Annotated in this window: 21 protein-coding genes and 1 other annotated feature; of the genes, 7 read left to right on the top strand and 14 right to left on the bottom strand. The window is 38.8% G+C overall.

Features of this window, described 5'->3' with window-relative positions; genetic code table 11:
- Positions 1 to 189: 189 nt before the first annotated feature.
- Complete coding sequence (locus KUV80_RS13400) at positions 190 to 573, bottom strand: hypothetical protein (RefSeq protein ID WP_222463252.1); 384 nt, start codon at positions 571 to 573, stop codon at positions 190 to 192.
- Positions 574 to 637: 64 nt separating this feature from the next.
- The gene (locus KUV80_RS13395; protein ID WP_222463659.1) at positions 638 to 1,159 is read right to left on the bottom strand and encodes a DinB family protein; all 522 of its coding nucleotides are present in this window, start codon (positions 1,157 to 1,159) and stop codon (positions 638 to 640) included.
- A gap of 259 nt (positions 1,160 to 1,418) precedes the next feature.
- Between KUV80_RS13395 and KUV80_RS13390 the strand changes: the two genes are divergently transcribed.
- Positions 1,419 to 2,771 (top strand): glucoamylase family protein, encoded by a 1,353-nt coding sequence (locus tag KUV80_RS13390; RefSeq protein WP_222463251.1) that lies wholly within the window; start codon positions 1,419 to 1,421, stop codon positions 2,769 to 2,771.
- 55 nt (positions 2,772 to 2,826) lie between these two features.
- On the opposite strand, the gene KUV80_RS13385 is transcribed toward KUV80_RS13390, so the two are convergent.
- The 4 genes from KUV80_RS13385 to KUV80_RS13370 form a co-directional block, all read right to left on the bottom strand.
- Positions 2,827 to 3,243, bottom strand: coding sequence for a VOC family protein (locus KUV80_RS13385; RefSeq protein WP_222463250.1), 417 nt, complete (start codon positions 3,241 to 3,243; stop codon positions 2,827 to 2,829).
- Positions 3,244 to 3,534: 291 nt separating this feature from the next.
- On the bottom strand, positions 3,535 to 4,377 hold the full coding sequence (locus KUV80_RS13380) for a carbohydrate ABC transporter permease (protein WP_222463249.1): 843 nt from the start codon (positions 4,375 to 4,377) through the stop codon (positions 3,535 to 3,537).
- 16 nt (positions 4,378 to 4,393) lie between these two features.
- Positions 4,394 to 5,278 (bottom strand): carbohydrate ABC transporter permease, encoded by an 885-nt coding sequence (locus KUV80_RS13375; RefSeq protein ID WP_222463248.1) that lies wholly within the window; start codon positions 5,276 to 5,278, stop codon positions 4,394 to 4,396.
- 89 nt (positions 5,279 to 5,367) lie between these two features.
- Positions 5,368 to 6,621: a sugar ABC transporter substrate-binding protein gene (locus tag KUV80_RS13370; RefSeq protein WP_222463247.1), complete on the bottom strand. Its 1,254-nt coding sequence runs from the start codon at positions 6,619 to 6,621 to the stop codon at positions 5,368 to 5,370.
- A 395-nt stretch (positions 6,622 to 7,016) separates the two neighbouring features.
- On the opposite strand from KUV80_RS13370, the gene KUV80_RS13365 reads away from it, so the two are divergent.
- From KUV80_RS13365 to KUV80_RS13355, 3 genes are all read left to right on the top strand, one after another.
- Positions 7,017 to 10,361, top strand: a complete 3,345-nt coding sequence (locus KUV80_RS13365) for a GH36-type glycosyl hydrolase domain-containing protein (protein ID WP_222463246.1) — start codon at positions 7,017 to 7,019, stop codon at positions 10,359 to 10,361.
- A 52-nt stretch (positions 10,362 to 10,413) separates the two neighbouring features.
- Positions 10,414 to 11,379, top strand: coding sequence for a LacI family DNA-binding transcriptional regulator (locus tag KUV80_RS13360; RefSeq protein WP_222463245.1), 966 nt, complete (start codon positions 10,414 to 10,416; stop codon positions 11,377 to 11,379).
- Between the two features lie 119 nt (positions 11,380 to 11,498).
- Positions 11,499 to 12,086, top strand: a complete 588-nt coding sequence (locus tag KUV80_RS13355) for a nucleotidyltransferase family protein (RefSeq protein WP_222463244.1) — start codon at positions 11,499 to 11,501, stop codon at positions 12,084 to 12,086.
- A gap of 17 nt (positions 12,087 to 12,103) precedes the next feature.
- Here KUV80_RS13355 and KUV80_RS13350 read toward each other — a convergent pair whose 3' ends face one another.
- The 8 genes from KUV80_RS13350 to KUV80_RS13315 all read right to left on the bottom strand — a co-directional run bounded on the left by KUV80_RS13350 (position 12,104) and on the right by KUV80_RS13315 (position 18,187).
- Positions 12,104 to 12,709, bottom strand: a complete 606-nt coding sequence (locus KUV80_RS13350; protein WP_222463243.1) for a GNAT family N-acetyltransferase — start codon at positions 12,707 to 12,709, stop codon at positions 12,104 to 12,106.
- Positions 12,706 to 13,116, bottom strand: a complete 411-nt coding sequence (locus KUV80_RS13345; protein ID WP_222463242.1) for a hypothetical protein — start codon at positions 13,114 to 13,116, stop codon at positions 12,706 to 12,708. The genes KUV80_RS13350 and KUV80_RS13345 overlap by 4 nt, the downstream gene beginning before the upstream one ends.
- A 1-nt stretch (position 13,117) precedes the next feature.
- Positions 13,118 to 13,507, bottom strand: a complete 390-nt coding sequence (locus KUV80_RS13340; protein ID WP_222463241.1) for a VOC family protein — start codon at positions 13,505 to 13,507, stop codon at positions 13,118 to 13,120.
- A gap of 42 nt (positions 13,508 to 13,549) precedes the next feature.
- Positions 13,550 to 14,365, bottom strand: coding sequence for a phosphotransferase family protein (locus KUV80_RS13335; protein ID WP_222463240.1), 816 nt, complete (start codon positions 14,363 to 14,365; stop codon positions 13,550 to 13,552).
- 129 nt (positions 14,366 to 14,494) lie between these two features.
- Complete coding sequence (locus KUV80_RS13330; RefSeq protein ID WP_222463658.1) at positions 14,495 to 15,781, bottom strand: serine dehydratase subunit alpha family protein; 1,287 nt, start codon at positions 15,779 to 15,781, stop codon at positions 14,495 to 14,497.
- A gap of 160 nt (positions 15,782 to 15,941) precedes the next feature.
- Positions 15,942 to 16,613, bottom strand: coding sequence for a YdeI/OmpD-associated family protein (locus KUV80_RS13325; protein WP_222463239.1), 672 nt, complete (start codon positions 16,611 to 16,613; stop codon positions 15,942 to 15,944).
- 130 nt (positions 16,614 to 16,743) lie between these two features.
- Positions 16,744 to 17,103 carry a DUF4383 domain-containing protein gene (locus KUV80_RS13320; protein WP_222463238.1) on the bottom strand — a complete coding sequence of 120 codons (360 nt, stop codon included), beginning with the start codon at positions 17,101 to 17,103 and terminating at the stop codon, positions 16,744 to 16,746.
- Positions 17,104 to 17,464: 361 nt separating this feature from the next.
- Complete coding sequence (locus KUV80_RS13315; protein WP_222463237.1) at positions 17,465 to 18,187, bottom strand: HAD family hydrolase; 723 nt, start codon at positions 18,185 to 18,187, stop codon at positions 17,465 to 17,467.
- A 499-nt stretch (positions 18,188 to 18,686) separates the two neighbouring features.
- Between KUV80_RS13315 and KUV80_RS13310 the strand changes: the two genes are divergently transcribed.
- The 3 genes from KUV80_RS13310 to lysS all read left to right on the top strand — a co-directional run bounded on the left by KUV80_RS13310 (position 18,687) and on the right by lysS (position 25,042).
- Positions 18,687 to 21,806 carry a GNAT family N-acetyltransferase gene (locus KUV80_RS13310; protein ID WP_222463236.1) on the top strand — a complete coding sequence of 1,040 codons (3,120 nt, stop codon included), beginning with the start codon at positions 18,687 to 18,689 and terminating at the stop codon, positions 21,804 to 21,806.
- A 24-nt stretch (positions 21,807 to 21,830) separates the two neighbouring features.
- Positions 21,831 to 22,685: an amidohydrolase family protein gene (locus tag KUV80_RS13305; RefSeq protein ID WP_222463235.1), complete on the top strand. Its 855-nt coding sequence runs from the start codon at positions 21,831 to 21,833 to the stop codon at positions 22,683 to 22,685.
- A gap of 369 nt (positions 22,686 to 23,054) precedes the next feature.
- Positions 23,055 to 23,330, top strand: a binding site (T-box leader).
- Positions 23,331 to 23,494: 164 nt separating this feature from the next.
- Complete coding sequence (gene lysS / locus KUV80_RS13300) at positions 23,495 to 25,042, top strand: lysine--tRNA ligase (RefSeq protein ID WP_222463234.1); 1,548 nt, start codon at positions 23,495 to 23,497, stop codon at positions 25,040 to 25,042.
- Positions 25,043 to 25,121 lie beyond the last annotated feature (79 nt).

Below are 25,121 nucleotides of genomic sequence, written 5' to 3'. Positions count from 1 at the left end.
GAATCTATGGATTCAGATAGATTATTATCAATTTCTAAGGCATGATTTCCATTAGGAAGTATGTAAGTTGTGACCTGGTTCCTTTTTAATTGTTCCATTCGCTCTCGATTAAAGGATGGATCTTTGTCCCCAATTACACAAAATGCCTTCTCTCTTTGTTCAAGAATACTCTGAAACACTTTTTCTTCTTTAATTAGTGGAGTCAGCCACACCGATTTCGCATTTTGTAAAACATACAAATGACTTTCCAACCAAATAATAAGACCCATAATGCACATCACATAATGTGTTTTCTAAAACTGCATGAACGTCATGAACTAAGGCACTTCTCAGTTCTTCGTTCGTACATTCATCGTAAGCCTCTATATAATATTGATAGTTTACGTGTAAAACATCATAGCCCTTATTAATATATCCACTAGTTGCAAAGTGAAAGAGAGGAGCATGAACGGTATACCCAACACCAGGAAGCATGATAACCAATCCGAGGGGTGTCTCCGATTTTCCGAGAATGGCAAACGGAACTTTCATATCCTTGTATCCTTTTACAGAACCATATCTTAATGTCTTCATAAAACCCCTCCTATAAGTTTTAATATACATAATATTCCATAGGAGAGGAGGATACAAGACATTTTTATTTTAAAATTCCTAAATACTTTTTCCACGGTCCAACATCTTCTTTATAGCGTTTTGCTAGGACTCTCGTAATTTGAGAAATATGTGTTAAATCGTGAATCACCCACGTGGACAAGAGCTCACGAAGTCTCACAGGTCCAAAATCGGGGTGAAGTCCTGTACGTTCAAAATCAGTCTCATTCAATATTTCCATTTTAAGAGTTGCTAGGTTTTCCTCCCTGTACTGGTGAAATTCTTTTACGAGCTCTTGAATCGTCTTGCCTTTTATCTCATTCACAAAGCTAAGCCGGTCAAAGGGTGGAAACGTCTGGTTTTCCCCATCCGTTAAAATCATTTTCATACGTGGAATCCAATTGTATTTTTCTCCCTCAATGAGATGCCCGACAACTTCAATCGCATTCCATGTCTCATTTCCTTCGTTACAAGTTAGCCACCCCTCAGAAAGACCGCTCAATAAATGGGTAAGAGTTAGAGGTGTCCGTTCTAGTAATTCAATGGCTTCGTTTAGATGAAAGTGGATCGTAGCAGAATGGTTTTCAGTGTTCATTAGATAACTCCTTTTAGAGGTGATTTGTATCACTTCCATTTAAATGTCTATTACCCTTTTTTTAATGACTTCTTCAGTTGTCTGAGTCCATTTACCTAACGAGTAAAATAAAAGATGTACCATATGACCGAAAAATGGATTATTGACTTATTCTTTTGCAATACCCATGTTAAACTATTAGTGAAACGTTTCGATATACATGGATCATGATAATTGAAAGGGGCAGTGAAACATGGAAACAGCTAAAATAATAAGGTATGTATTGGTGCTTAGTCTTGTTGCCAACTTATTTATTATGCCTTCTGCATCAGCAGATGACAGGGAAAAAGAACTTGCTTTTCAAGTACAATTGAAAGCGGTTGCAAAGAAAACGTACAAGTTTTACCAAGATCACACAGATCCAAAAACAGGTTTGACATACGATGAAACTCGCTATACAGAAGAAGGCAAAAAAAATGCAACACATACTTCTCCAACGAACATTGGAATGTATATGATGAGCACCGTTTCTGCTCAACAGTTAGGGCTCATCAAGAAAGATGAGGCTGTAAAACGTATTGAGCTAACATTAGATACGTTAGAGAAACTAGAGAAATGGAACGGTCTTTTCTATAACTGGTACAACACACATGATGGTTCAATAAAAAAAGACTGGGGTCAATTCATTTCCCAAGTCGATAACGGTTGGCTGTCAGCTGGGCTGATTGTTGTTGGACAAGCATATGAAGAGCTATATCCTCAAACAAGCAAGTTAGTAGAAGAAATGAACTACACGACACTTTATGATCCAGAAGTGGGGCAATTCCGCGGGGGATATGATGTAGCAAAAGGTAAATTGACAGACCATCATTACGGTTTGTTTAACACAGAACCGCGAGTAGCCAGTTATATTTCAATTGGTAAAGGTGACGTACCAAAAGAGCATTGGTGGAAGATGTATCGAACCATGCCTGCAAGCTGGGATTGGCAAGCACAAGTACCAAAAGGTCATGAAGCTGAATATGACGGTGTAACGGTCTTTGAAGGCCATTACGAATACAACGGAGTAAAATTTGTGCCAAGCTGGGGAGGAAGTATGTTTGAAAGCCTGATGCCTGGAATAGTTTTAAAAGAAAAAGACCTGGGCAAAAACGCACTTGGGTTAAACAACAAACGCCATGTCGAACTGCAGCAAGCTTTTGCAAAAGAAAAAGGATATCCGGCTTGGGGCTTTTCACCTGCAGCGACTCCTGATGGGTACAGCGAGTTTGCAGCGACGCCACTTGGTACCTCAGGCTACAAAGATGGTGCTACAGTAACAGCACATGCCTCGTTCTTAGCACTGGAATATGATCCGGAAGCGGTTCGTAAAAATATTAAAGCGCTTAAAGAATTAAATACGTATAGCAAATACGGTTTCTATGATTCTGTTAATGTAGAAACGGGAGAGATTGCAAAAGCGTATCTCGCCTTGGATCAAGGAATGATAATGGTATCGATCGCAAACTATTTAAAAGATGGTGTGATTAGGGACTATTTTCACAGCGATCCAATCGGAAATAAACCTGAAAAATTATTAGAAAAAGAGGTATTTTCAATTCAATAATGGAAGAGCACCCATATCCAGGAGATAAGGGTGCTTTTTTTGTTGGAATTAACGACTAGGATTGTTGTGCAGCATTTTCATCCATATAAAAGACTTCCCATAGGTGTCCATCCGGATCTTGGAAACTCCTGCCGTACATAAAACCATGGTCCATCGGGTCGTTTGAAGGTTTCCCGCCAGCTTCAAAAGCACGATTCACAAGCTCATCTACTTCTTGACGACTTTTTGCCGTTAACGCGACGATCGCTTCTGTACTCTTCGTTGCATCAGAGATATCTTTTTTTGTAAAGGTTTTAAAAAAGTCTTCTACTAGCAGCATGGCAAAAATATTGTCGTTGATCACCATGCAGGTAGAATTTTCATCCGTATATTGAGCATTAAACTCAAAACCGATTTTGGTAAAGAATTCGACAGATTTTTTCAAATCTTTTACCGGTAAATTTACGAAAATCTTTTCAGCTGTAACTGCCATTAATAATCACCTCAAAATGATTTAGTGTAGAAAAACATTCTGACTGAACCTGGTAGTTAACGAGCCTCCTCTCAAAACCAAATGAAATACCACCCTATTAATTCTTTTCTTAGATTGATTTTCCTTGTGATAATCAGCCTATTTTTTATTTTTTTAAATTAGCAGAATCGAATAAATAAAGCAGATTGATCAGACAAAAAAAACGAAACAATGAAACAGACAATAAAAGCAAAAGACAATTAAAAAAGGCTGAGGCAAAAGTAAATAGTACTCTTGTTTCAGCCTTTGTTCCTATTTCATACCCGAAATCGTATATCCTTCGATGATGTGTTTCTGGAAGATGATGAATATTATGACAATCGGTATGACCATAAACGTTGAACCAGCCATCTGCAAGGCGAAATTTCCGCCATATTGTCCTTTTAAAAGACTTAAACCGACAGATAACGTATAAAGACTTTCGTCATTGGCGATGATTAGCGGCCACAGAAAACTGTTCCATCCTGCGATAAACGTTAAGATTCCTTGCACGGCCATGATGGGTTTTGAGATTGGAAGAATCAGTTGCATAAACACACGAAACTCGCTTGCTCCATCCAATCGTGCTGCCTCTAGCAACTCATCTGGGATGGTAGACATGAATTGGCGGAACAAGAAGATGCTGAATGCGCCAACCAATCCTGGAAGAACAACGCCTGCCATCGTATTTGTTAACCCCATCTGATTTAAAATCAAGTAGACGGGAATCATGGTTACTTGTCCAGGAATCATCATCGTCGCAAGTACAAGATAAAAGAGTTTATCTCGGCCTTTAAACTTGTATTTTGCAAAAGCATACCCAGCCATTGCATTAAAGAAAAGGCCGACAAAAGAAAAGAGAACAATGATAATTGTATTTCTCAAGTAAACAGCAAAGTTCATATTTTCAAAGAGGTAGATGAAGTTTTTCGTTGTAATGGTTTCAGGCCACAATGTTGGAGTGAGCTGAAGCACTTCACTTTCAGGCTTAAATGCAGATAGAATCATCCATATAAAGGGGATAGCTACAAGCAATCCGCCGATTAATAAGATAATACCCGCGATCACTTGCTGAATTTGATATGTTTTTTTCGCATTTGATGCATTTGTTTTCATGTTCTCACCTCACATCCTAAAAATCGGTATCTTTCTTCTGTAATCTGAACTGAATGATGGTAATGAGGATAATTGTTACAAATAAGACAAATGATCCTGCAGCAGCGTAACCAAAGTTGCTTAATTGAAAGCCGTTTCGGTAAATGAATAATGCAACTGAAGTTGTACTGTCTAAAGGTCCGCCGTTTGTCATGACGAATGGTTCCTCGAAAAATTGCAGCCAACCAATCATCGTCGTAATCGATACGAAGAAAATGGCATAACGAAGAAGAGGAATCGTAATTTTTGTTAGCTGCTTCCAATTATTCGCACCATCAAGCTGTGCTGCTTCGTAATACGTTTTCGGAATACCTTGCAAGGCAGCTAAGAAAATAATCATGTTAACACCAATTGCCCGCCAAACAGCAAGAGCAATCAATGAGCCTTTCGCGATTGTAGGATCCTGCAGCCATGGTATCGCTGGAATCCCAACAAGCCCCAACAAGTAATTGAACAAACCGAACTGCGGATTGTAAAGATACGTCCAAACAACTGCTACAGCGACAACGTTAGTAATGGAAGGCATATAAAAAACAAGACGAAAAGCTTTAAAGATTCGTGCTGTACCAAAGTTAATCAACAAGGCGATCCCGAGTGAACAGGCAATAACGAGAGGTACGCCGAATACCACATAAAAAATGGTGTTACCGATTGATTTTAAGAAAATGGGATCCTTAAAGATGTGAAGATAGTTTTCAATTCCTATAAAGCTAATGTTGGAATAGTCGGCGAGTCCAGCGAGATCGATATCAGTAAAACTAATTACTAGTGCAACGACGATCGGAAATAAAGAAAAAAGTGCTAATAAAAGTAGGGCAGGTCCGATGAAGAGGTAAGGTGTTGTCTTTGAATAGCTTTTCATGGTTTTCACATCCTTCATGGTGACCGATTGTAAACCATAAAAAGGTAACGAGCAGAGTGAACTGCTCGTTAGCCTTTTGTTTATCGGTCTTATTTCTTTAAGATCTCTTCAGCTTTCTTATTAAAAGCATCCATTTCTTTTTCCACATCTGCTCCGCCACGATAGATTTGTTCAAAACTCTTCAAATACGTTTGCGCTATTTCTTCCCATTGTTTAATAACAGGCATGGGTTGAGCCGCTTTCATCTGTTCACCAAACGCATTGTAATAGTCGTTTCCAGTTAATGATTCGTCTTCCCAAGCTTGTTTAACAGCAGGAAGGGAGTTCGTCATTTCCATCCACTTTAATTGTGTCTCTGGTTTGCTCATATACGCTGCAAATTTTAATGCTTCTTTTTCATGTTTTGTGTGTTCGAATACAGATAAATTAGACCCGCCTAGTGCGGAAAGGTTATTTTCTTTTGTTGGAAGTACAGCTGTTGACCATTTTCCTTTTAAGTCTGGTGCTTGGTCGTTGATCAGCTTGATCATCCAAGGGCCACTGATAAACATAGGAAGAATGCCTTCATCACGGAATCCCTGAATAATGTCAATTCCTAATTCTTCTTTAGGAGCAGCTCCACTTTTATAAAAACTGTTTAAGTAATCCACAGCTTCAACGAATTTTGGTTCGTTAAAATTTGGTTCATTTTTCGATGTTAATAGTTCAGCACCATTTTGACGGGCAAACATGAACCCTAAGCTTTGTTCTTTAGCATCGATGCTGATTCCATATTTTCCTTTGCCTCGATCAGCTAGTTTGTCGGCAGCATCCTTTAATTCATCCCACGTTTTGGGAGCTTCTTTATAACCTGCTTTTTCAAGCAAATCTGTACGATAGTAGAGCACGCGCGTATCAATGTACCAAGGTACCCCGACCAATTTGTCTTCGTATTTTGTCGTTTCAACAGAACCTTCAAAGTAGTTTTTCGAATTTAGTTCTGGATAATCTTTCACATGAGGTGTTAAATCTTTTAACGCGCCAGCTGATGCGAACTCAGGAATCCATGTTGTTCCCATTTGCAGAACATCAGGTCCTTTTTTAGATGCAACGGCTGTTAATAGTTTATCATGAGCTTGATCCCAAGGAAGGGCTTGTACTTTTACGTCAATTTTAGGATTTTCCTTCTCAAATTCTTCGGCGATTTTAGGCAGAGATTTTGCTTCTTCCCCCATTCCCCAAACCGTAATGGTCGTTTTCCCATCTTCACCTGAACCAGAAGAGCAGCCTGCAAGAGCTCCCGATAGCATAAGAGCTCCTATCATTGATGTTACTACTGACTTTTTGAACCAACGTTTTTCCATGAGTGTTCCCCCTAAAGTTTACGTAATGGTTTGTTGATAGGTTTACAGCCACACAACTTAGTAGCCAAGTCATTCCTTTTTTAAATATAAACTGTACTTTGTTAGATTACTGTTGAAACGTTTCGATAAGCACATTATAATTCAACATGTAATCGTTTTCAATACTAGAATTTAAAAAAACAGTTAGCTTTCATTTTATTAATAACCGTAATGGTTTCTTATACAATTCGCTGGATATATAGATAAATTGACAGTCTTACTTATACATCATATAATCGCAGTAAATTTAATAGAAACGTTTCGATAAAATTAGAACTTAAAAAATCGAGGTAAAAGGATTTCCTTGGAGAAGTGCTACTTTCAAACTTATCAATTAATGAATTGAGGGGTATTCTATGACGACTATAACAAAGGGGAATTTTGAAGTTAAAGCTGGAAATATTTCATTTTCTTTTTTAAACTCCGGTGATATTTTTAAAGTTTCTCACAACGAGACGATGATCAACCAATGGATGAGTAACCCGATCGATGGCGCGTTGAACAACTTATACCTGCGTTTATTCAAGAAAGACGGAATAGCAGTCACACCGCTTTTAGGCACACGTTCAGAAAGTACGGTTTCGCACACTGACAGCCAGGTGTTTTGGAAAGGAACATTTGAAGACGTTTCATATAAAGTGATTTTTTCGTTGACAGAGCACGGTATTTGGTTTTGGAATGTAGAACTTGAAGGCTTTGGCGTAAAAGCCGACATCATCTACGGACAAGATGTAGGTCTTGCGAATATGGGGGCTGTTAGAACGAATGAAGCTTTCACCGCCCAGTATGTAGACCATCACGTTTTTGAAACAGATTTATCAGGATTTGTCATTTGTTCTAGACAAAACCAGCCAAACAATGGAGCTTTCCCTTACCTGCAGCAAGGATCCCTGACGAAAGCTGTCGGCTATGCAACGGATGGCTTTCAGTTCTTTGGTCGTTCATTTAAAGAAACGGATACACCTGAAGCTCTTTATGAAGAGAATCTGCCAAACTCTGTTTATCAATATGAGTTTGCGTACGTTGCTCTTCAATCTGAAAGTGTTCAATTACAAGGAATAGAACAGTTTACCTTCTATGGCTGCTTTAAAAAGGACTATCCAGAGGCTGTAACTTCTGTTGATTTTACAGATGAGGTGGTGATGGCATGGAAAGACGTACAGTGTCTTCCTCACAAAGACGCAATTTTGTTTCCGAGAGTGAAACCCAACGAACAGTTTGCAGGGACATTAAAAACAAAGGATCTTAGTTTGATAGAAGTTCAGGAGCTTTTCCCTGATCGCATTTTAGAAGAGTATGAAAACGATACGTTGTTATCCTTTTTCACCCCAACCTACGAACATATTGTATTAAAAGAAAAAGAGAGAATAGTAGAAAGACCCCACGGACATATTCTTGTAACGGGAAACAATGTACACCTAAAAGAAGATACGATCACAACCACATCTTATATGTACGGAATCTTTAACTCTCAGCTCGTTGTTGGAAATACTTCTTTTCATAAAATGCTGACAAATGCACGAAATGCTCTTAACGTGATGAAAACATCAGGTCAGCGTATCTATGTGGAACGAAACGGGAGGCTAGAGCTGTTAACGATGCCGTCTCTTTTTGAAATGGGTTTCAATTACGCACGCTGGTATTACAAAACGGAAGATGAAATGTTTATCATAACTAATTTCACAACGGTCGATACACCTGAAGTTGAGCTGCATGTCCGATCTCAGAGCGGAAAGAAATACAGGTTTGTTGTAACGAACCAAGTATCGATGAACAATCAGGAATACGAAGTGCCTTTTAACATGAAGAGGGAAGATAATGTGATTTCGTTCTTTGCAGACTCCTCATCAGACAGCGCAAAAACGTATAATAACTTAAGCTATTCGTTGAGAGTGACTGGAACGGAGATGGCATTAAAAGATGAAACGATGTTTGGCGAAAACATAGAACCAGGATCAGCATCACTCGTCGTTTGTGATCTGAAGGCAGCTAGTGAATGGACGTTAACTGTTCAAGGTTTGATTGACGGACAAATGTTTCCTTTTACAGAAAAGAAAGCAGAAAGAGAGAGTGAGCGATATCGTCAATTTATTAAAAAGACAAATCGGGGCTTTCATCTTTCTCTAGGTGGAGAAGAAACAGCACAACTTCAAAAGATGAACGCGTTAGCTCATTGGTACACACACAACATGCTTATCCATTACTCGGTTCCGCACGGATTGGAACAGTACGGAGGAGCGGCATGGGGAACGCGCGATGTCTGTCAGGGGCCAACTGAATATTTTCTAGCCACACAGCATTATGATGCGGTAAAAGAGATTTTGCTGACCGTATACGCCCATCAATACGAAGAAACAGGGAATTGGCCACAGTGGTTCATGTTTGATCAATATTTTAAAATACAGCAGGAAGAATCTCATGGAGATATCATCGTTTGGCCTTTAAAAGCGGTAACCGATTATCTTGCGGCAACGAATGATTTTAGTATATTAGATGAAAAAGTGCCGTATACGGACAAAACGTTTGGATATACGGATAAAAAGGTAACAATGCTTGAGCATATTCAAAAACAGATCGATTATATCAAGTCAAACTTTTTACACGATACTCATCTTTCTTCTTATGGTGATGGTGACTGGGATGATACGCTTCAGCCAGCGAACCCGCAGCTCAAAACATTCATGGTGAGTTCGTGGACCGTTGCCTTAACATATCAGGTTATTTCTCAGTTCTCAGCATTGCTGAAAAATGTGAATGAAGAGAAAGGAAGAGAATTAGGACAATTAGCTGAAAACATTAAGACAGATTTCCAAACATACATGCTGAGTTCTGAAGTGGTCCCAGGGTTTGTGTATATGGAAAATGCTCTTGAACCAAAACTTATGCTTCATCCAAGTGATAACACGACAGGCATCAACTACCGTTTGCTGCCAATGACGCGCAGCATGATAGCAGAACTCTTAACACCAGAGCAAGCGGGTCAGCATCTGACTGTTATTATGGATAAATTTTATGGTCCGGATGGTGTAAGGTTGATGGACAAGCCAGCACATTACAAAGGTGGTGTGAGCACTCACTTTAAACGTGCTGAGCAAGCATCGAACTTTGGACGAGAGGTTGGTCTTCAATATGTGCATGCACATATTCGTTTTGTAGAAGCGATGGCGAAGCTTGGAAAATCTGAAGAAGTATGGAGCGGACTTGAAAAAATTAACCCCGTCATGATTCAGGATATGGTAAAGAACGCAGAACGTCGCCAAAGCAACGCATACTTCAGCAGTTCAGACGGTGACTTCAAAACACGTTACGAAGCACAGGAACGATTTGGCGAACTGAAAGATGGCCATGTAAAAGTAAAAGGTGGGTGGCGTATCTATTCGTCCGGACCTGGAATTTACATGAATCAGTTTATTTCAAACTGTTTAGGGATTCGTCCACATGGGGAAAATCTCATCATAGACCCTGTTTTACCTCATGACATGAACGGATTAGAGTTTCAATTCATGGTGGATGAAAAGCCTGTAACGTTTGTGTACAGAAAACGCAGTGATGAAGAGGAAAAACTTCTGGTCGTAAACGGTAAAGAAATGACTGTGGATCATTACCAAAACGTGTATCGTCAAGGTGGAGTTGTTGTTAATCGGAATGAGGTTATAAATCAGTTAAACGACGAAGGTAATACAATAGAGATTTATTGGTAATCATTCGTTATAATTGAGAAAACGTTTACAAAAAAAGATAGGAGAGAATGTGTTGGTAAGTATAAAAGACATTGCAAAAAAAGCAGGTGTTTCCATATCCACAGTCTCCTATGCCTTAAACGGCAGTACGAAAGTGACGAAGGAAACATCTGAACGAATTGCAGCAATTGCAAAAGAACTAAACTATATTCCGAGTGCCGCCGCTCGTTCTTTGAAAAAAAGAGAAACAAAGATAATAGGTATCTATTTAACGAATTATAGTGGGGCTTTCTATGGTCAGCTGCTCCAAGGCATGATGGAAACACTCAGTGAAAACGGGTACGAACTGATCGTGTGCAGCGGCAAAGAATCACATCGGTTCCTGCCAGAGCGGATGATCGATGGTGCCATTATACTAGATGCTACTTTTCAAACAGAAGAATTGCTGAGCCATGCAGAACGTGGCCATAAATTAGTTGTGATGGATCGGAAAATGGATCATCCGAACATTTCACAAGTGCTGCTGGATAACAAAGCAGGTGCAACACTTGCCATAGATTATCTTGCTGAAAAAGGACATAAGAAAATTTATGTAATAAAGGGTCCTGAAGAATCGTTTGATGCACGTCAACGATTAGAAGCTGTCCAAAAAGCCGTTCAGCGTTATTCTCACATCGAATACGTTGAACTGAATGGGGAATTCAACAAATCCTCAGGAGAATCAGCAGCTAAGAAAATACACAAAGAATTCTCAGAACCTGTGGGTGTTTTTTGCTTAAACGATGAAATGGCGATTGGGGTATTCAACTACTTTAGCCGTACGAATATGAGGATTGGGGAAGACGTTCATGTGATTGGATTTGATAACATCGAGCTCTCCCAATACATTCAGCCAAGACTGGCAACCATTAACTATTCCAAGCACAAGTGGGGAGCTTTAGCATCAGAACTGCTTCTTAAATTGATCAAAAAGCAAGACGCTGAGCATGAACGCATTAATGTTAGTCTAGTAGAAGGCGATTCTGTGCGTAATCGATAGACAAATTGCCCTATAGGAAGAGTGATCAAAACCTAAAAGTAGAAGAACTGATGATGAAGGGTGTTTATTATCCTTTATGTCAGTTCTTTTTCTTGAAAAGAAAAAGGAGGCTTCCTTATTTGGAGATTCGTAATAAACAGGACGTGACAGCACTCATCGAAAACGACCAATGGATGATGGATATCCTAAAAGCCGCTCAATCGTTGAATCTTCCAGATTGGTGGATTTGCGCAGGTTTTGTAAGATCTAAAATATGGGATACCTTGCATGGATTTAAGGAGAGGACACCACTTGGTGATATTGATGTAGTTTATTACGACCGTAGTAATATGGATAAAACGATTGAAAAAAAGTACGACAAAAAGCTTCATACATGTATGCCGAATCTACCGTGGTCAGTAAAAAACGAAGCAAGAATGCATATCGTCAATGGTTTTGAACCTTACACATCAGCGGTGGATGCAATCTCGAAGTTCCCAGAAACGGCAACCGCACTAGGAGTAAAATTAAATGAAGAAGATAAGGTGATTTTAGCAGCTCCTTGTGGAATTGAAGATGTTCTTAACATGGTTGTAAAGCCCACTGAGGTTTTTATGGAAACGGAGGAACGGATGAAACACTTTAGGAATCGATTGAAGAAAAAGAACTGGATGACGACATGGGATAAGGTGAGAGTTATCGAATTGGAAACCATCAAAAAAGCTTGAGGGAAGACATCATACCCTCAAGCTTCATTTTTTTGTATTAAATTTTTCTCTAGGTTATTCTTCACGGCTGGCCACTCATCGTCAATGATAGAATACAGAACAGAGTTTCTAACTATACCACTGGCACGGATTTTATGTTTTCGAAGTATCCCTTCTTTTACAGCTCCTAATCGTTCAATCGCTCTTTGGGATCTTATATTGGTTTCATCCGTTTGAAATTGAACGCGTTGAAAGTGAAGGGTTTCAAAACAAAACTGCAGAAGTAATTTTTTACAAGCCCGATTTACAAAGGTACGTTGGTAATCCGTACCGTACCACGTATAGCCAATTTCGCAGGATTTATAGGGGAAATTAAAATCATACAATCTCGTAGTTCCGACGACTTGGCCAGATGACTTTAAGGTCACAACAAAGGGAAGAGCAAGTCCTTTTGCTCTCATAGAAATGGCTTGATTCACAATGGATTCCATCTCTTCAAGTGTATCAACCTTGCTCAACATATGATCCCAAACAGAAGGACTTTGGATTTGAAACAATCCAACAGCATGTTTTTCTTCCATCGGAACCAATGCGATTCTCTCATCTGAAAGAGTAGGGGGATTCATAAACAGTTCGTTATTCATTCCATTTCCTCCTGATGTTTCTTTTTTCTTTTGAATAAAGAATAACTTAAACCAAATCCGAGTGAGCAAGAGATGCCATATCCAAACACAGCATATGTATTCGTTTCTTCAAAATTGATTAAATAAAAGATGGTATAGCGATAAAAAAGAATAAGTAGAACACTTAATAGGACATACAAAAAAATGCGGGTTCTTAGTCTCAAGCTGATTTTTGTTGCGATAGATTCAATAATAAAAGCACTAGGAAAAGTACAAAAAAGAAAAAAAGGCAAAGCCGTAACCACCCCAAAGAATAGACTAAATAACAGACCTTGTAAGTCAATTTCTAGTATATTTCCACCAGGAATGGTAAAAAAGAATAAAGCTCCGCAAATGATAGATATTACGGATGACAGAATGATTCTCATATTATCTCCTAGCTAGTTGTTGAAGCTTCTCTATTTTACTCGCTTCATCTTTGTATTCAAATAATCCAAGTCTGTTTCCCCACGGGTCGTTAAATGTTGCCCACTTTACCGGCACTTCCTCACGTTCAAAAATCTCAAATGGTTCAACACCTAAAGAGTTCACAAGCCGCATACGTTCAGCGAAAAGATCAATAACTCCTAACCGAATGGGACCGTTTCCTTCAGTTGGTGTTCCTTCAGCCACCTGAAGCCAACAGTGGGGGATCAGCTCCCATTCAGCAAAACCATCATGTGGGACAAAATCAGGGGCTCGATTCAATAACGTTTCATAAAATTTTTGCCCCTCTTCCATATTAGAAACGCGAACTTGGACGGTCATCTCGTAAATCATAGGAACATCTCCTTAAAATGAATTTGGTTTTCCTAAAAATCTTTAACGAGTCTGAGCTCTAGATAATAGAGCCTGAATGAATCTTATTAATCTTTCTTTTTCCTGATTCGGAATCTTTTCACTCAGTCTCCCTGCAGCAACTGGCAGCATCCAATCTTTTAATAATTCTGATGAAAATGGAAAGGACCTTTTGTAACTTTTTATGTAATGACGGGTTAAGATGTCTCGAACAGCAACGAGTATCCTTCTTTGAAGGAAGGATGATTTATCAGGAAACCCTCCATATCTCAAGATTATAACGGTGCGTGCTAAGTCAGCCATTCTATTTCCTTGAGTAGCATCGATCCAGTCGATAATGACAGGTCCTTTTTCTGTAAGAAGAATGTTGTCCGGATGAAAATCTCCATGACATAGCGAATCACCATCTGGGAGGTTTGATAGAAAAGTAAGGATACTGCTCTTGTCTTCTCTGCTGAGTTCTTTTGCATGTTCAATTTTTCTTTGAAGAACAATCTTTTGTAAGGGAAGTTCAGTAACCTGTTTCTCATGAACCTTAGCGTGTAACGCCGCCATTATTTTTACAAGTTGCAGTGCTGTCCACGGCTTATCTTCTAACCATTTTGTTAAGGCACTTCCCTTTATTTTTTCAAAGAAAATAGCACTTCGTCCGTCTATCCGTTCTTGTTGATAGACGGCTGGAACAGGTAGACCACAGCTCATGACATTTTTGCTCACTGACCATTCATGATCGATAGAAGCGGCCGATACATGGTCATAAAAAACTTTCGCTACCGTTCCTTCATCCATTTCCAAAACTTCAGCTGTGCTTCCATAGCCGATAACACGTTCTTGTAGCATAAGTACACCCAATTCCACTTTAAAACTTATTATGGATAATTTTAACATAGAAGATGTGAAATTTGAGATTATTATAAACGAAAAAAGCTAACATAAAGTACTCATTCACCTTATGGTTAGCTTTACGTGTTACTGTTTTTTATTAACCATCATATCTAATAACACGTTGTCTATTGTTCCAGATGTTTCGTTTCCGAGTCTGCAGAAGTTTTCGATCGTTTGTTCCACGTCTTCTTCAATAAAACCGTTCGTGGAAGGGATGCACAATCCTTGTGAGGCAAGAATTGCGGATTGCACGGCAGCGCTCGAACAAGTGGCAACCTTCATAGCACACCCTGCTTTTGCTCCATCACAAACCATTCCGCTCAAGTTTCCTAGTGTGTTTTGGATGGCCGCTTTAATTTTATCCAAGTCGTCGTTCAATAAGTAAGTAATGGCAGCAGACGCACTCGCCCCCGCAACCGTTACGCCGCAAAGGGCAGACAAGCGGCCGAATTTTGATTTCATATAGATTGAAAGTAGATGACTTAGTGTGACCGCTCTTACCATCTTTTCTTCATCGACATCCATTTTTTCTGCTGCAGCCACAACGGGCATCGTAACTGCGATCCCTTGGTTTCCGCTTCCCGAATTCGCCATAACAGGCATAGTGGACCCAGCCATTCGCGCATCAGATCCTGCAGCTGATAAAGCCATGCTGTACGTGGCGAGATCATCAGATAATATCCCTGATTTTGTTTGGTCATACAATGTTTTTCCAACTTTCAAACCATACTCGTTCGTAAGACCTTCCTCACAAATGGCTCGGTTCAGTTCAATGCTTCTTTTAACAAGACTTAATCGGTTAAGCGAAACTTTTGTAATAAAGGAATAGAGATCATCAACCGAAAGTGCAGTAAACGTTTCCTTTTTATATTCAGAAGATGAATGGTCGCCTGACTGGTCTAACAACACTTCATCATTATAGGAAATATAGCTCACGTTTGTATGATCTCCTGAAATCACCACGATTGCCGTTTCTTCGGATGATTTTAAGGTTACTTCAATATATAATTTCTCATGGGTCTCTGCATTCTGAACGGAGACAATGCCTTTATTCACGAGTTGAACGGCAGCTTCTTCATCAGAAGAGGTTATCCCCTCCAAAACTTGTAGTTCTTTTAAAGGATCTCCTGCTATCACACCAAGTGCCGCTGTAAAATCAATCCCCGTAAAACGCATTCCAGGAATACCTACGGATAATGCATTTTTGATAACATTCCCACTTGCTTTAACTGTGAGCGAAGTTACAGCAGAATCTTTTACATGTTGTTTGGCAGTGGCAGCTGCCAATGCAATCGCTACAGGTTCTGTGCAGCCTAGCGCAACGACAAGTTCCTTTTCCAGTAAGTTACAGATTTGTTCCATTCGGTTCATCTCCATCCTGATGTACTCTCTACCTCTTACAATAACGGGAAAGGTGTGGGGAAGGAAAGAGGAAAATGTTACGTGCTTAAAATTGAAACAGAGTAACATAAATAATCCTCAGAGTTCTAAAAACAGAGCGATAAAAAAACTCGTCACTTCAATTGAATATTTATTTCTTTTTTCTTCGATACAGATCCATCGATTTATAGCCTTCTCCCAAGATGTCTTCCATTTCAAGCAAGCGTTTTTCTTGTGTTTCTTTTCTTTTGGCACTGTACACATAGCGCGCCCAATCTTTTTGATACCCAAATGTTAAGCCCTTATATAGGTTTAACACTTCTTCATTCTTCATTAAATAACGCTTGATGTCATCGACATGGACGATATAGTCATCCACACATTGGCTCTTTTTCACGCTTGCTGTAGCCTTCTTTTTCTCCATTTTCAAACCAATCACAGTAAAGATATCATTTAAACTGATCATTCTTGAGAATTTCAAGCTGCTCTCCGGTACATACCCATCCTCATCTACGTTTATGTAGGGGAAAATCTGATCCCGCTCAATGTACTCTTTATATTGGGAATTATTTTTTTTCGGATAAGCAAAAAAGATATAGCCTTTGTCATGGACTAACTGCTTTTCAATTACAAGATGTAAATGTTTTGAGAGTTCCTCTAAGTTAAACACAAACACAAAGATCAGGTCATACTTCTCCTTTTGGATAGAAGAGTCATAGTCCAACCCAGTAAAATCCTCAATGTCATCAGGTTTATTCAGTATCAGCTTAGAATTGTATTTTGTTAAGTTTAATTTATCCACTACACTTTTCGTAGAATTCATACTGGACCTCCAAAGTATTATTGTCTTTTCTATATGATAAACCAAAAATAGGCGGGATAAAAAAAATCTTATAAAAAAGAAAAAAGCCAATTTCCAAATTAGGAAATTGACTTTCGTTAAGTTGTAAGGCTTAATGGGATACAGTTTTGTTAGCCGATTTTGATGCAGGTGATGTAAAACCTACATAAAGGGAACCAAAAGCAATGATAAAATGCAGGATATTTGTAGCAACCAAGAACATAATTCCAATAAATTCATGTGTGAACAATCCGAGTATGGCAACAAGCAGATAAACAAAACCAAACACCTTTAAATAAAGAACCGCTTTTGCCTCTGTTCCACTCATTAAGAGAGCAACAAATCCTGAAGCTAAGTGAACAATATTATGCACCGGTGTTAAATGGAAAATGCTCTCCAACGGTAAAATAAAACCAACAATACCTAAAATAATAAAGATAATACCTAAGACTTTAACAAATTTTTGAGCCATGGTAACTCAATCCCCTTTTATCAATATTTTGTTTCATAAAGATAACGGTTCAAAATACAAAATGGATCATTACTTTTTAAAAAAATTTATGGATATTGAGCAATTGTTATAGTGAAGGCTAGTTTACGGTACGTGTTCTTTTATTTGTTACACATTTGATCATAGAAATCCAGTTTTCGCTCATAGAGGGTCTGTTTTCGCTCATAAAACTCTTACTTATGCTCCTAGAAATCCCACTTTCGCTTATAGAGAGACTATAATACTCATATATAGATATTTCTTATAGAAAACTGGCTCAAAAAGCTGTGAAAAAATAGACTTAAAAGAAAATAAATTCTTTAAGTCAACTTTTATCGTTTTATTATCTAGGAAGAATTGCAGGAGGAAGCAATAATTTTCTTATTTCTCTAACGTCTGACACGATAGCAAATGGAGAATGATCACTTAAAGGAGAGTGGTTATGCGCATTAATCCAGATGGCCTCCATTCCCGCGTCAATCGGACCCGCCACGTCATGTATCCACGAATCTCCGATAAAAAGAGTTTCTTCCGGCGTTTTATGAAAATGAGTAAGAGCTGCAGAATAGATTTCTCGATCTGGTTTTCGATAACCAAGCCCATCAGCATCAAAGACCGTTTCGTCAGGAAACACCTCAGACAACCCCATATGATAAATTTTTTGCCGAGGATCGTATAAAGCATTCGTTACGATGCCTAGTTGATAGTGCTCTGTTAAATCAAACAATAAGTGGGTGATGGACGGGTCCTGCTCAATACAGGACATCCCTGTTTTTACGAAAAGTGCATCCAGTTCATCTAGCAATTCAACCTCAGGTGTTACGTCAAAGTGTGAGAATGCATGCCTCCATCTGGCTCTTCGAAATTCTAACGGGGTGATTTCACGTTTTTTAAATGGCAGGATTAAGGACTTTGGAACATTCAGTTTTCTTTCAAGGAAAAGGGAGGCATCTAGTTTTTTAGTAAATGAATGTATACCGAGCGTCTGAATCAAACCGTTTTTAAACCAATCAGAACCTAGCAGCGTTTCATCTAAATCGAACAACAGCAATGTATGTTTATTCAAATTTAACACCTCATTTCTTATGTGAATACTTAGTGCTCTTTAACCTATTTTGTTATTTTAACTTACATGAAGATTGTCAGCGTTTCTATACTTTTATTAAGGAATCACTAATTTTCCGAAAATTATATTTACTTTTTAATGAGGGTCCCGTATACTTGTAACAGTTAGTAAAAAATCCCAAAAAAGGAGGTAATGGACATGATAACGTTTAACTTAGAAAGAAGTATCCAATCAACTCTATATTGTCCAGTACACAACCTTCTTCAAGGATGCCGTTTATAATTTGTTTCTTTTCGTAAACAGGAGCCTCAGGATGTGTATGCATTCTGGGGCCTTTTTGTGCATTTTTATGGTTAAAACAAAAAGGTCAACCGAATCGTGGTGGCCTTTTTCACATTTTGAGAGGGGTGTTAAATATGTTGATGTTTAGCAGAAAACGTTTGAAGAGGAGCGAGAGATAGGATAAGAGAAAAACGAAAAAATCTTTGGAGGTATTATAATGGAAGTTATAAATAAACAGCAAACCGAACAAATCACGATTGTAGAATACGACCCAAGTTATGCTGCAGCAGTGGCTGAAATGTGGAACAAGAGTCAGGACGGCTGGGGCGGGGGCAACTCAATCATGACAGAAGACCAAGTTTTGAAGCAGGAAGCGAACTCGACGAACCTCCACTTGTATTTGGCACTCGATGGTGACAAGGTAGTCGGCTATTGCAGTCTTGGTGAGTATCGTGAAGATGAAGGTGCGCTTTACATTCCTCTGTTAAATGTGAGAAGTGATTATCACGGCAAAAAAATCGGGAAAAAGCTTGTGTTAAAAGCGCTCGAGAAAGCCATTGAAATGAAATGGCCGCGCCTTGATCTTTACACATGGCCAGGAAATACGAAAGCTGTTCCTCTTTATAAAAAATGTGGTTTCTTCTGGGAAGACAGAGATGATACGACACATCTTATGAATTTTATTCCCTCAGTTATGCAGACCGAAGCCGTTCTACCCTTTTTTGAAGATGGTTTATGGTACGAAAACAGCACGCGGAAAATTGAAACGATACCTGATGGCAAGAAGGAAAATGAGTTTCATTTCTATGAATACTCTTGGAATCACGCTGCACATGGAAGTCTAAAGATGGAGTTCGAGCGTTTCGGAAGAGGGCTTCGTAGCATCGAAACGGACGATTATAAGATCTCGGCAACTGTAGAGGATTTTGATCTTGTTTTTGGTTCTGACTATACTATCCAATACCACATTACAAATAAATCGGGTAAGCCATTAGCTGTTGAAATGGAAGGAATGAACGATAAAAATATTCATTTTGAAGTTTCTAAAAAGATAAGTGTTGATCAAGAGGAAACTATCGAAATTCCTTTTACGTTAAACCCAATTTCAGAAGAGCAAAGTGTATGGAGAACACATCCTGCGGTTACATCCTTACTCAAGATCAATGGGAAAAAAGCTGTGTTCAAAGTAGGAATCCGGCCTAAGTATCCGGTTAAACTAGATTGTACATTACCTGAAAATTTAAGTTTCATAGGAAGGTCTTCTGCTTTTTACCTAAATTTCGAAAACAACTTCAATGAAGATGTTACGTTTTCTTTTGAACTGCCACACTCTGACTTCGTTCAAATTGATAATCGTGGAGTAAGTGTTACGTTGGCGGCAAAAGCTAAACAGTCGATACCTGTTTCGTTCACATTGTTGAAGCATGGATTTTATTCGGCAGATCTTCAGATTACAGCAACAAAGAAAGATGGTACAGAGGTTCAATTTACAAAAAAAATCGGAACGGCTTTAAAAGGAATGGGAGCTAAACTCGCGGGTGAATGCGACACTTATTATCACGTATGCAACGGACAATATCAATTGAAACTAAATAAATTCAACAACTGGATCTCGCCGGGTAAAGGTGATGTCGATTTCAAGATTGCGTTTATGGTGCCGAAACTAGGTAAACCTTTTTCAGAAGAAATCTCCCTCCTTCGTCCTGAAGTGATAGAACCTCTTATGAATGAAGGATATGCAGGGTTTAGAGCGAAGTTTCAATCGCAAGCGTTTCCTGGTTTGCAGCTGGCAACCATCGTGAAGCTGTATAGTGAAGGGCTAATGGAACAGCATTATGAAATCACCAATACGAGTGAAGCAGAGTCTACGGATGAAGTGTGGTTAAACTCTCCGATCATGTGCCGTTTGCTTGATCGAGCTGTCCTGCCGTATGAAGGAAAGTACATTGAGTTAAATGACTCCATGGGATCCTTTTTATCCTATTGGAACAACTGTAAGCTAACTGAGAACTGGATCTTCCTTCAAGGTCAGAACAATCCAAGAGGAATCTCGTGGCCAATAGAAGAAAAAGTTCATTTCTCAAATTGGTTTATGTACTTTGAACATAACTTTGGAAAACTAGCTGCTCAACAAACAGTTGAGACGAAACCTGTAACCATTTCATTCGGCGCTTTTCATGACTGGCAGTCGTTCAGAGAGTATGCGACAGAGAAAAGTGATAAGAAAGCCGTTAGCACAACTAATCATATGACCCTATCAGTCAATGATGGCAATCCTTTTGTAAAAGATAATGAAATCAAAGCTGTTGCAAAAGATTATAAATCTTCCTTTTTTAACGGATTTATTGAAATGAAACTGGATGACGAGATTTTACAAAGCCATCTTTTTGCGTCAGATGAAGAGTTGACGGGAGCAGAGTTTGACATACAAGTGCCAAACGATAAAGCCGTTCATGTTTTAACGTCTAAAATGAATTTAGATTCCATTGATATTACGAGACAATCTGCTGCTTTTGTTATGCGTGACACCCCAGTTACGTGTGAAAAGACGACCCAAAATGATCTTGAAGTGTTGAGTGTAGATAATGGTGAGATCACCATTTCTGCTTCCGCACAGTTTGCCCCAACACTATTTTCTCTTCAGTATAATAATCACGATTGGATGGATTCATCGTTTCCAAAGCCTGCACCTAAATCATGGTGGAACCCTTGGTTTGGAGGAATTGCCGGTCTTGTTGAAGGCACCAGTCTAAACTCTTTATTAAAAGAAATGACTGCAGTCGATTTTGTGGAGAAAGTAGACAATAAAGGAAACGTATGGAAAGGTCTCAAGGTATCGACTCATTATAAAAAGCACGAGACGTTTAAAGGCCTAGAAATCCATAAATATTTCTTATTGCTCCCAGGCGTTCCGGTTCTAGCATCTACAACGGAAATCGTCCAAAATACTGGAAGCTATCTGCACGGTAAGAATTTTTATACAGGTTGTTTCTTGAGTCCAGGACCTGAACTCACAAAAAGCTGGGGAAGCTTTCAGGGCGAAAACGGTGAGTGGGCAATGGTTTATGGCGGAAAAGGCGAGCAGGAGATGACCGTGGACCGCAGTGTTGTCTTCGGATCTGATAATCATGAGAACCTGCTTCAGATCGTTGTGAATCAAAACGCGACCTATTTGGATTCGTATATTAATTTAGAAGTTATTGAAATCGGGTATGCCGAAAAACTTAACCTTCAGCATGGTGCTACTCATGTTACGTCACCTGTGTTTTATGTATTTAACAATAAAGTAATTCCTGATACAGCGTTAGAAGACTTGAAAAAACTTTCATTCAGCTAATTGTTTACGAGAAAGGAAGAGTCCATGAAAATCATCGATGCGCATATGCATTATTCAAACATTGAAAGCTTTAAACATACAGCAATCCATCTGTCCAAACTGGACTATTCTTATGATGGCATTGTAAAAGAATATCGTGAAGCGGGCGTTGAACTAGGCATTGCGATGGGGCTTACGGAAAAAGAGGTAGAGGGTTTCCCAGACCCTCTAGCCCCAACGCCTATGGGAATTGATCTAAGTTCAGAGATTCCTGGAAATATTGTGTATTGTGCAGGAATTAACCCGTACCATCTTGGCGAAAAAGAATTAGCCGAACTTGAGAAAACGGTGCAAAAGCCAGAAGTCGTCGGCATTAAAATCTATCTCGGTTATTATCCTTATTATGCGTATGATGAAGTGTACCAGCCGGTTTATAAGTTGGCGGCCAAGTATGGTTTGCCTGTCGTTTTTCATACCGGTGACACGTATTCAGAGCGTGGTTTGTTGAAATACTCACATCCGTTGACGCTGGATGAAGTAGCGGTCATGCATCGTAATGTGAATTTTATGATGGCTCATTTCGGTGATCCGTGGACGCTCGACGGAGCGGAAGTCGTTTACAAGAATCGCAACATGTATGCGGATCTATCCGGGCTCGTGGTAGGAACACGGGAAGATATTGCGAGATACAAAGATTCACCGCGTTTCTTCAACCATCTAAAGCATGCACTTACTTTTACGGATAACTATTCAAAGTTTTTGTTTGGAACAGACTGGCCCCTTGTGCCTGTACAGCCGTACATTGATTTTGTAAAAGAAATCATTCCTGAGGAGCATCATGAGAATGTTTTTTATAATACAGCAGTGAAGGTTTTTCCGAAGATTAGGCCGTTGTTATAAAAAAAGTTGATAGATTGTGAACATCACATAATAACTTATATTAATCACATAATTTCTTTCCTCTATCACATAAAAAATTGACATCATCACATAAAAATTGGAGTTCATCACATAATTTAACATATTTTGGTAAAGGCGAGCGATATAACAAGCAAAAGCTCAACTAAATTATGTTCATCAACAAGGGGAGATTTACGATGTTGAAGTGGATACGACTACTGAAAGGGCTAATTCCATCGTTAAAACAATTGTTAATGAATGGTTAAGTAACAAATCCCCTATAGGATGGGAAGAAACAATTAAACAGTATTTTTCAAAAAAATTTTGACATCTACTATGAAACTGCTTATACTATTAAAAATTTAACAATTTATGGCTATGATGAGAAAAGTAGTTAAGTCACATTATTTCCAGAGAGCTCTTGGTTGGTGGGAAAGAGCAATAATCGTCTTAATGAAAAAAGCCTCTGAGCTTTGTACGGATGCAGGCGGGTGCCTGTTGATACTACAACGGGATCTCCCGTTACAGAGATAGGGTATATTGCTAAGTGATTGTTTTTCATTGCCGTACCTGAAGAGGTTGATATGGCGACATGTTAACAAACTGAGGTGGTACCACGAATGCTCATAAGCTCTCGTCCTCAAGATGAATAATCTTGGGGGGTGAGGGCTTTTTTTGTTTGTCTTTAAACAAAATTTCTTTTGTAAAGGGTTTTGCCATCAGAAACGGAGCATCCTGGAACGGAATTCAACTACTTCCAAAAGCAGCAGAGTTTAAGAATATCAAAAATAATTAGAGGTGATTGAAAGATGCATTGGGCATATCGAATTGCAGAAAAGTTAATTGCAAGACATCCCGATCGGGAAACTTTTGTTTGTGCTTCAGGCATAAGTCCATCCGGATCGGTTCATATTGGAAACTTTCGTGAAGTCGTTACCACATTCTTTGTGGTTAAAGCACTTCAGAATCTAGGTAAAAAAACACGATTCATCTTTTCATGGGATGACTTCGACCGGTTTCGGAAAGTACCTAAGAATGTGGACCCGTCTTTTAAACAATATATTGGTATGCCTTATTCCGAAATTCCATGTCCATACGGGTGCCATAGCTCCTATGCGGATCATTTTGAAAAAGAGTTTGAGCTCTCGCTTTTACAATTCGGAATTGTTCCTGAATTTATTTATCAAAGCGAGGCGTACAAATCTAAAAGATATAACACTAACATCCTAAAGGCGTTAAAAGAAAGGAAGCAAATTTATGATATTGTGATTGGATACAAGACGGCTGAACCAGGTGGAGATGAACGAGAAGAATATTATCCGGTGAACGTGTATTGTGAAGCATGTCGAAAAGATATCGTACACATAATGGGGTTTGAAAATAACTTATTAAGTTATGTATGTACATGTAGCCACTCGAACGTATTAGACGTAAAGGAAGCAACAAACATCAAGCTCAATTGGAAAATCGACTGGCCGATGAGGTGGATGGTGGAAGATGTGGTGTTTGAGCCTGGTGGTAGAGATCATTCTTCTGCAACGGGGAGTTACAGAGTTTCAATGGACATTGCATCCAAGATTTTTAACCACCAAGCCCCACTATATGAACCGTATGATTTTATAGGCATTAAAGGAACTGGTGAGAAGATGTCGAGCTCTTCAGGAAACAATATCACACCTGGAGAATTATTAAACATTTATACACCCGAAGTAATTCTCTTCATGTTCGCAAAATATCAGCCGAGTGCCGCTTTCCATATCGGTTTAGATGATGACGTGGTTCGTAATTATACAGAGTTTGAAAGATATAGGGAATCAGGAGCTAAACAAATGAATGAAGATATCATAACAGCTCTAGCACTTTCTGTGGAAACATTAAAAAATTCGGCCAGACCTACCTTTAGTCAAGTAGCCAGTATTCTTCCTTTAGTAAATTTTAATAAGGATGTATTGAAGAACGTGTTAAAGAAAATGGGAGAAGATTACTCTTCCGATCTAATAAAAGAGGTAGGAAATCAAGCTGAATTTTGGATCAGAAATTGGGTCCCCAAAAAAGTGATTAGCGTAAATACAACAAAAAATGTTCCGTATTATCAAAATTTAAATGCAATAGAGCAAGAGTGGATAAAGGAATTTATTAAAGTGTTACAAGTTAGTACAGATAGCGAACATATGATGACAGACATTTATGCAATCTGTAATAATGAAGACTCCAAGATAAAAAGGAACAATCAAAAAACGCTCTTTCGAATTATCTATCAGTTGGTGCTGAATACGAACAGCGGTCCTCGCATTCCAATCCTTGTTCATTCTGTTGGAAAAGAGAAATTAGTATCGTTGCTGGATTTTGATAAATAAAACCTCGGAGAATTTCTCCGAGGTTTTGTTTGACTGCAGAAATTTTTGATGATATTTCAATGTATCATTCAGAATATTT

The sequence above is a fragment of the Fictibacillus nanhaiensis genome, assembly GCF_019801215.1.
Lineage (GTDB): Bacteria > Bacillota > Bacilli > Bacillales > Fictibacillaceae > Fictibacillus > Fictibacillus nanhaiensis_C.
The sequence above is the reverse complement of the archived record's forward strand: the minus strand, read 5'-3'. Positions and strand labels throughout refer to the sequence as shown.